This window comes from Methylorubrum podarium (assembly GCF_022179745.1).
Lineage (GTDB): Bacteria > Pseudomonadota > Alphaproteobacteria > Rhizobiales > Beijerinckiaceae > Methylobacterium > Methylobacterium podarium.
This window is the reverse complement of record NZ_BPRD01000499.1, coordinates 1-8,181: the sequence shown is the minus strand read 5'-3', so window position 1 is coordinate 8,181 and position 8,181 is coordinate 1. Positions and strand designations below refer to the sequence as shown.

The window sequence follows — 8,181 nt, the reverse complement described above, 5'->3', positions numbered from 1 at the left end:
GGGCCTCGCGCAGGCCCGTGAAGAATCGCAGCAGCATGGCGTCTAAACGCCCGAGCCCGCCCGGCGGGTCAAGCCGGGGCCCGTCCGACGAAACCGCCGGCACCGCGAACAGCCAAGCCGAGAGTCTTCGACTCCTGTGGACAGCGCCGCTTTCCGGTGGATATCGCCCGATTCCACCTTTGAACATGAGGAACAACCGTCATCTCGGCGGAACTAAGGTGCGCTCGCACAATGCAGGATGAGTCCGTGACTTGACGATTGGATGGACGCCATGCCCGTGGTCTTGCGATCTCTGAGCGATTTCAAGAAATTTCTCCGCAAGCCCGGGGCGACCCTGCAGATCGTCCAGAACACCTTCGTCGACCGCCTGGACGAGGCCTCCCGCGACGCCTATCGCCGCAAGGGGCTGTACGAGCCGCGCACCCTCCGGGCGATGTCGAAGAAGGCCGCCGTCTTCGACGTGAAGGGCCACGACACCACCGTGTGGCTCTACTGGGATCGCGGCACCCGCAACTGGCGCTTCTCCGGCGATACCGTCACGGTCCCGCTCCACGCCACGCTCGGACCGCCCGACGCGGTGGTCTATCGCTGCACGCTGCCGGAAAGGCCGGAGAGGCGCAGGACGCGCCGCGCCGCCGCCCAGCGCGAGGACGAAGAGATGACGATGCCGGGCATGTAACCTCGGCCGGGGCCGATAGAGTTCGGCCGCGCCGACGGGAACGAACGATCTTGGACCTGCCGCAATCCATGAAAGCTGGCCGGTTCCATCGACTGAGATCAGGGATTAGCCCGGATTTGCCTCTCACGATTTATTGAATGGCCGAATCAGACACCGCTCTTCATGTCTCGGGGCGAACCTCAGCTTGCGCGCACCACCTTGAGAAACCCCAGTCTGCCCTCTGATCCGGTCTGATCGCTGACAATATCGGCCAGAGCGAGGCTTTTTCTCGATTTTGCAGTCGTTTTCCGGGAAAACAGGTAGAAACGGCCTTGAAAGTTTTCTAGATCCTTATAGCTCACAAGAACGAGGGGCAAACAGGGTCACATACAATGTCAGAAACAAGTCAGGTCTCACAACACGATCGTATCGAACTCGCTGCCGACCTCGTCTCGGCCTATGTCTCGAACAACTCCCTGCCGTCGCCCGAACTCCCGGCCCTGATTGTTCAGGTTCACGCCGCGCTCGTCGCCCTGTCGGCGCCGCAGGCGCCGAAGGAGGAAGAAGTCGAGCGGGCCACGCCGGCCCAGATCAAGAAGTCGATCACGCCGGACGCCCTGATCTCCTTCATCGACGGCAAACCCTACAAGACGCTCAAGCGCCACCTGACCACGCACGGCCTCGATATCGAGGGCTATCGCCGCCGCTACGGCCTGCCGGCCGACTATCCGACGGTCTCCTCCAACTATTCGGCCGCGCGCTCGGCGCTGGCGAAGGATCTCGGCCTCGGCCAGCAGCGTCGCAAGTCGTCCGCGAAGGCCGCCGCGCCCGTGGACGAGGTGGTGGCGGAAGCGCCGCCCGAGCCGCGCCGCAAGGGCACCGCCTCGGGCGAGGGCCGCAAGCCCAGCGGTCGGCGCAAGGCCGCCTGATCGGAATTGGACCGGCGGGACCACCCTGCCGGCCGGTTTTCCGCGACCGGGGAACGAGGTCTCCACGTGGAGTTTCCGGCCTATGCGGACGCGCTTCGCGCCGTCCGCGAGCGCCACGGCCGGTCGCTCCTGCTCGGACCGGGCTGCGACGCGACCGCCCTCGCGTCAGCGGAGGTCGAGATCGGATGCGGTCTGCCGGCCGGGCTGAGTACCGCTCGGCGCACCTGCGACGGCAGCGGCGACGCCGCGCTGTTCATGAAGCCCGGCTTCCTGACGCCCGATCGCTTCCTCTCGCTCGCCGCGGCGCGCGAGGCGCGGGACGGGCTGAGGCGGCGGAACGCTCCTGCGGATGATCGGCCTCAGCCCGAGCGCGGCCGGCCGGGTCGGCCAGGTGATCGCCTTCACCAACGATCCCGACACGATCGACGATGTGGCCTTCGAGTTCGCGTCGTTTCTGCGGGCGTCGCTCGCGACGATCGAACAGGATCCGGAGGCGTTTCTCGAGATATTTTGATGCGACGCCGGTTCGAGCCGAGGCCTGCGCCGCATTCGGTCCGAGTGGCCGGCTCCGCGCCTCAGGCGTCGGGCATGGCCGACTGAATGAAGCGGTCGGACGAGAGATCCTCCTCGTCGTAGCCCAGAAGTTCGGCGAGGCGGCCGCGGGCGCGGCTGACGCGGCTCTTCACCGTGCCGACCTTGCAGCCCATGATCGTCGCGGCCTCCTCGTAGGAGACGCCTTCCGCGCCCACGAGCACGAGGGCCTCGCGCTGGTCCGGCGGCAGCTTGGCGAGCGCCGTCTGCAGATCCTCCACGTCGAGCCGGTCGCCCTGATGCGGCGCGGTGGCGAGGCGGGCGGCGTAGGACCCGTCCTGATCCTCGACCTCGCGGACGCGCTTGCGATGGTCCGAGTAGAAGATGTTGCGCAGGATCGTGAAGAGCCACGCGTTGAGGTTGGTGCCCGGCTGGAAGCGGGCACGGTGCTGCCAGCCCTTGAGCAGGGTGTCCTGCACGAGGTCGTCGGAGCGGGCCGGGTTCGAGGTCAGCGACAGGGCGAAGGCGCGCAGGGACGGCACCGCGGCGAGCAGGCCGTTGCGGAAATCGGGATCGACCCGCTCACCCTGCGCCTTGAGGGCCGCTTCGAGCTTGCCGATCAGCTCGGAGAAGCGGACCGGCGTGTCCTCGCCCGCGCCCAGCGTGTCGTAGACGCTGCGGAGGTGATCGCCGAGATGGCTGCGGATCGAGTCGGAGAGTTTGGGACGGCCGTCAGTCATCGCGGGACGATCCAGGGTCGCTTCGGTATCGTTGCGCATCGGGTACTTCGCGATCGGGTCATTTCGGCAATCGGCGGGGCATCGCAGCACGCGGAAACCGCCCCGGCGAGGCGTTTAACATAGTTGTAGCGCATCGGCCGCGCACCGCACACCCGCGCCGCGCGAAATACTGCCACGCTTGCACACCGGACGGTCGGCCGTCGTCCGAAGGGTGAGATGATCCGTCGATCCTGCGGCGTGAATGCGGCAGATCGGCCGCGCCGGCTGGGGCCGCCGGTACGAGCGGCGTCAGGCCGCGCCGCGCATCTCGGGCGCCGGCCGCGACCGGCGCCGCGTCGCGCCCTTCATCACCCGCACGGCCCCGTCGGTGAGGACCAGGGTGTCGCCACGCTCCAGCTCGGTCCAGGTCTCGTCCCGCGTCAGCGCCCGCGTGGCGATCACGGTGACGATGTCGGCCTCGGTGGTCTCCTGCGCGAAATCGACCCGCCAGTCCTCGTCGATCAGCGTCGCCGTGCCGAAGGGCGCCCGGCGGGTGAGGTAGCAGAGCCTCTTGCCGCAATGGGCGTAGAGCACGCGGGCATCGGTGAGCAGCATGTTGAACACGCCGAGCTCCGACAGAGTGAGGGCGCATTCCGCGATCGCCGCCTCCAGGGCCGCGGCCCGCGGCGGCTTGGGGAACCGCTCCTGGAGCTGCGACAGGATCCAGCAGAAGGCGTGCTCGCTGTCGGTGGTGCCGACCGGCTCGAACCGGCCGAGGGGCAGCCGCTTCACCCCCTTGAGCTGGCCGTTATGGGCGAAGGTCCAGGGCCGGCCCCAGAGCTCGCGGGAGAAGGGGTGGGTGTTCTCCAGGCTGACGCGCCCGCGATTGGCCTTGCGGACATGGGCGACGACGATGCGGCTCTTGATCGGGTAGCGGCGCAGCAGCTTGGCGAGTTCGGAGCGGGCGCTCGGCTCCGGGTCGTGGAAGGAGCGGCAGCCGCGCCCCTCGTAGAAGGTGATGCCCCAGCCGTCGGCGTGCGGCCCGGTCTCGCCGCCGCGCCGGGCCAGAGCCGCGAAGGAGAAGCGGATGTCGGTCGGCACATTCGCGCTCATTCCGAGCAGTTCGCACATGGTCGCCGGGGTCTTCCGCTTCGCGCAGGATCGAGGGGGATGAGCAAACTTAGGAAGCTTCGGGAGGGCGAACAACCGATTTGCGGCGGGCATCCCCCGCCGCCGCGCCCATGCGCCCCCTCCCGCGCTCCCGCCCCGGCCAGGCGGGGGTGACGGCGAGCCCCGGGATCAGGCGCCGGACGGCGGGCGCCAGCCCCAGGGCCAGCCCGACGAGGCCGGCGAGCGCCAAGAGGTCGGTGAGGCCGAGGCGGAAGCCGCCGCGGAAGGCCGGCGTGACGAACCAGAACAGCTCGGCCCCGTGGACCCCCACCGCGAGCGCCGCCACGAGCCGGGTCCGGTTCTCGCCGGGGCGCAGCGTTAGGACCGCGGCGAGCGCCACGACGGCGGCGGCGGTCAGCGCCAGGACGCGGCCGTAGAAGCTCGAGCGCAGACCGTACCACGCGGCGGCCGCCGGGTCGGCGGCGGCGCCGAGCATCAGGAACTGCACGGCGTGCAGGCCGGCCCAGACGAGGAGCAGCACGGCGAGCGGGGTCAGGCGGTCGTGCCGGCGCCGGGCCGGCCCGACATCGGGCGGCGCGAGCAGGATCGCCGCGGCCAGCGCGAGGCTCGACCACGCCGCGAGCACCAGCAGGCCGAAGGCGCTGGCGTGGAAGCGCAGGCCGGGATCGGTGCCGGCCGCCATGACGAGATCGCCGGCCGCCAGCGTGCCGACCACGGTGTGGAGGCCGAGGCCGAGCACGGCGCGCCCGTCGTCGATCCGTCCGGCCTTGGCCCAGGGCTCGCCGCCGCGGCGGGCGAAGAGGAGGGCGAGCCCGGTCCAGAGCGCGAAGTAGAGGCCGAGGCGGCCGGCGAGGAACAGGGGCGTGTTGCCGAGGAGGACGAGCGGCCCGTCCGGCCCGGCGCTGCCCGGGGCCGGGTAGAGCAGGGCGGCGGCGAACGGGATCGGCAGGGCGAGGATCGCGGCCACCGGCATCAGCACCAGCAGGCCGCGCAGGGTCTCCAGCAGGGCGGTCTCGGGCTGCGGGCGCCACGCATCCGCCCGCTCGATCATGATGGCGACGGGCAGCGCCCCCGCGGGCAGGGCCAGGAGGCAGGTCCAGGCGGCGAGATACGAGGGCGCGAGCCGCGGCAGCCCGGCATGGTGGAGTGCCAGCAGCAGGCAGAGGAGTCCCGCGGCGAAGGCCGCCGCCGGACGGCGGGCCGGATCGAGGAAGTAGCCGGCGGCGGATTTCGCGCCCGCCGCCTTGCGCGCGGCCCCGCCCTTCTCCTCGGCACTCACCGCGGCTGCCCCGACGCGGCGGGGTCGTAGAGCGCCAGGGGACGCCCGGCCGCCGCCGGCAAGGCGTTGAGCCGCCGGGCGAGGGCGGCCGGGTTGAACGACGCCCCCGAGGGTCCGGTCGCGGGCTCGATCGCGAGGACGAACCGTCCGGCGAGGGCGGAGGGTGGGACGCGGCCGCTCCGCCCAGTCCTCAGGGCCGCGACGAGGGCGATCCCGAGCCCGAGGACGCCGCCCATCGCCGCGGCGGAGAGGGCGGGCACCGCCGCCATGGCCCAGGCGAGCGGCCAGGAGGGCAGCCAAGCGGTCGGCCAAGTCGCCGGCCATGCGGCTGGCCAGGAGGGCGGCCAAGATGGCGGCCAGGAGGCCGACGAGGCGAGGGCCGCGACGTCGGCGAGCCCCCCCGGCATCGCATCGGCGAAGCCCATGGCTCGGACAGCGAGGAAGGCCGCGGCACCGAGGAAGGCGCCGGACAGCGCGAAGCGGTTCAGGCTCGGCTCCCGCGCGTGCAGGGCGGCCGAGGCCTCGGGCATCGGCACGGGGCCGAAGGCGTCGAGCCGCGACGGCGCGTCGGGCCCCCAGAGCCCCCGCACCGCCTCGGTCAGTTCGGCCTCCGAGGCGAAGACCGCCAGAAGGCCCGGCCGAGGCCCCCGACCCGGCGACGGCTCGTCCCGGACATCGAGCCCGACCCGCGGTGCCCGCAACGCCGCGCCGGGGTTGTGGACGAGGGCGAGCTGCCGCGTCTCGGCGATCGAGACCGGCGGCACGAGACGGAAGAGGAGGAGCAGGCCGAGGGCGAACAGCCCGGCGGAGCCGAGGGCCCCGGCCGCCGCGGTCGAGAGGCCCGCGAGATCGGTCCCCGCCGCTCCGATCGGCGCGGCGAGCACGTGGTCGGCACCGAGGCCGGCGGTGACGAGGGCACCGATCAGGCCCAGCGCGAGGGCGCTGCGGCGGATGGGGGCGATCCAGAACAGCTGCGTGGAAAGAAGGCCGGCGAGCATGAGCGTCCAGAAGGCGGGGGCCTCGTCGCCGAGGAGCCTGCGGGTCAGGCGGGCCCGCTCGGCCGCATCGCCGTAGAGGAGCGCGGTGACGATCTCGGTGACGTGGCAATAGAGGGCGGCGAGGCCGAAGGCGAGGATCAGCCGTCCCAGGATGTCGAGGTGGCGGCCGGTGATGAGGCCGTCGAGCCGGAGGCTCCGGCGCAGGGCCACGGCGAGCGCGGCGGTCAGCCCCGCCCCCGAGAGCACCGCCTCGACCAGCAGGGCGACCGGGAGCAGGGTGTCGTGCCGATCGGTGCGAAGCGACGCGGCCAGGGCGAGATCGAACAGAGCCGCCACCGCCGCGAGGATGGCGAGCAGGGCGAAGCCTCGGCAGGCCCGGTCCCAGGCGCGCCATTGCAGCGCCGAGCCGCACCAGCCGGACGACAGCGCACGGTAGAGGCGGGCGCGCCGGCGATCCGGCCCCGTCGCGTACCCCGTGGCGAGCCGGTCGCGCAGAACCGCCAGATCCGGCAGCAGCGCCGCCGCCCAGAGCCCGCCTCCCGCCGCGAACAGGGCCGCCAGGCTCACCCAATGGAGCGGCAGCGGGTGGAGCGCGGCGAGACCGGCGCAGAGCAGGGCGGCGGTCTGGGCCAGCCGGCCGATCGCGCAGCGCCACGCGACCCCCGCGAGCAGCAGCAGCCCCGAGATCAGCAGGCATCCCGCGGCGAGCCCGATCCACCAGCCGGCCGCGGCCGCGGCGAGGGCGGCGGGCACGGCCGGGCGCAGGACGGCCCAGAGGACGACGAGAAGGAGCGCGCCGGCAAAGGCGAGCCGGCGACGGCCGAGGGGCGCGACCACCGCCTCCGTCAGCGCCGCACCGATCGAGAAGACCGTCTCGCCGGCCCCGATCACCGGCGCCCCGTAGAGGGAGGCGGCCTCGGATCCGGGCGCAGATCCGGGCTGGAGGACGCGTTCGCTCATCGGCTCACCGGCCCGCCATCGGGCGCCCGCGGCCTTCGCAGGGAAGGGGCGGGGCAGGCGCTGGAATGTCGCGCACGACCATCCGGCATCGTCCGGTGAGAGGGAGGGTTTAGGCCCGCCGAACGGAATGGCCGGGAACCCGCGCGAAAGGCAGGCCCTTCGCGACGAAGACGCCGGCACGCCCCACCCGCCATGTGCTCTCCCGCACCAAAGAGCAACGCGCCCGCGGGAATGCAATGCGACACGCGGGCCGGCCGGGCTTGCACCGCGGCATTTCCATGCGAAGAGGACGGTCCGTGACGGCCTCCTCACGCGCCTGCCCGCCGGACTTGCCCCTCACAGCGCAGAAGCCTTCGCCCGATGCCGCTTCCCACCGCCGCGAACCCGCCCGGCAAGGCTCCTCCCGGCAAGGCTCCTCCCGGCAAGGCTCCTCCCGGTGCCCGGAATGCCGATGGAGCGTAACCCCGTCCGGTTCGCCTTCGCCTCGTCGCCGCGCCGGCACGCGGCGGCGCTCGGGCTGGCGGTGGGTCTGGGGTTGCCGCTGGCGCTGTTCGTGCTGCTGTGCCTGCGCGACCTCATCGCGGTCCTCACCCGCAGCAGCCCGGAGCTTCTGCCCTTCCTGCGGATCGCCCTGCCGCTGCCGGGGCAGCACGGCAGCGAGGCGGCGATCCTGTTCCAGGGCTGGAGCCTGTCGCCGGCCGAGCTGCCGCTGATCGCCCTGAGTTCGCTCGCCGCCGCCGCCCTGCTGCTGTCCGCCCTCGGCGCGGCGGTCGCCTTCCTCTGCTTCTCCGTCCAGGCACGGGCCACGGCCCGGCTGCGGGCCCGGGCCACCGAGGCGATCCTCGCCTCGCCGCCGGGGGCGCGCGAGGATCTGCGGGCTCTGCCCGGCCTCGTCGGCCAGGCCCTGACGCGGATGGGCTCGCTCGCCGCCGTCGGCATCGTCGTGCCGGGCCTGACGCTCGCCGCGATCCTGCTC

7 protein-coding genes and 2 pseudogenes are annotated in these 8,181 nt (G+C 72.4%); 4 read left to right on the top strand and 5 right to left on the bottom strand.

Translation table 11 applies throughout. The features are described from left to right. Positions 1–196: pseudogene (locus MFF42_RS21935) on the bottom strand (hypothetical protein); the annotation flags it as partial. Positions 197–271: 75 nt separating this feature from the next. On the opposite strand from MFF42_RS21935, the gene MFF42_RS21930 reads away from it, so the two are divergent. The 3 genes from MFF42_RS21930 to MFF42_RS21920 all read left to right on the top strand — a co-directional run bounded on the left by MFF42_RS21930 (position 272) and on the right by MFF42_RS21920 (position 2,101). Continuing rightward, a complete protein-coding gene (locus tag MFF42_RS21930) occupies positions 272–679 on the top strand; it encodes a hypothetical protein (protein ID WP_238257737.1) in 408 nt (135 codons plus the stop codon). A gap of 371 nt (positions 680–1,050) precedes the next feature. Next, positions 1,051–1,587, top strand: coding sequence for a Ros/MucR family transcriptional regulator (locus MFF42_RS21925; RefSeq protein WP_238257736.1), 537 nt, complete (start codon positions 1,051–1,053; stop codon positions 1,585–1,587). 349 nt (positions 1,588–1,936) lie between these two features. Continuing rightward, complete coding sequence (locus MFF42_RS21920; RefSeq protein WP_238257734.1) at positions 1,937–2,101, top strand: hypothetical protein; 165 nt, start codon at positions 1,937–1,939, stop codon at positions 2,099–2,101. 61 nt (positions 2,102–2,162) lie between these two features. Here MFF42_RS21920 and MFF42_RS21915 read toward each other — a convergent pair whose 3' ends face one another. The 4 genes from MFF42_RS21915 to MFF42_RS21900 all read right to left on the bottom strand — a co-directional run bounded on the left by MFF42_RS21915 (position 2,163) and on the right by MFF42_RS21900 (position 7,205). Further along, complete coding sequence (locus MFF42_RS21915; RefSeq protein WP_026105399.1) at positions 2,163–2,897, bottom strand: sigma-70 family RNA polymerase sigma factor; 735 nt, start codon at positions 2,895–2,897, stop codon at positions 2,163–2,165. Positions 2,898–3,146: 249 nt separating this feature from the next. Continuing rightward, positions 3,147–3,968 (bottom strand): class II glutamine amidotransferase, encoded by an 822-nt coding sequence (locus MFF42_RS21910; RefSeq protein ID WP_238257733.1) that lies wholly within the window; start codon positions 3,966–3,968, stop codon positions 3,147–3,149. A gap of 49 nt (positions 3,969–4,017) precedes the next feature. Then, complete coding sequence (locus MFF42_RS21905) at positions 4,018–5,247, bottom strand: hypothetical protein (protein ID WP_238257731.1); 1,230 nt, start codon at positions 5,245–5,247, stop codon at positions 4,018–4,020. After that, complete coding sequence (locus tag MFF42_RS21900) at positions 5,244–7,205, bottom strand: DUF3341 domain-containing protein (RefSeq protein ID WP_238257729.1); 1,962 nt, start codon at positions 7,203–7,205, stop codon at positions 5,244–5,246. Before MFF42_RS21900 ends, MFF42_RS21905 begins: the two co-directional genes overlap by 4 nt. Positions 7,206–7,656: 451 nt before the next feature. Between MFF42_RS21900 and MFF42_RS21895 the strand changes: the two are divergent. Then, positions 7,657–8,181 (top strand): annotated as a pseudogene (locus MFF42_RS21895) (ABC transporter ATP-binding protein); the annotation flags it as partial.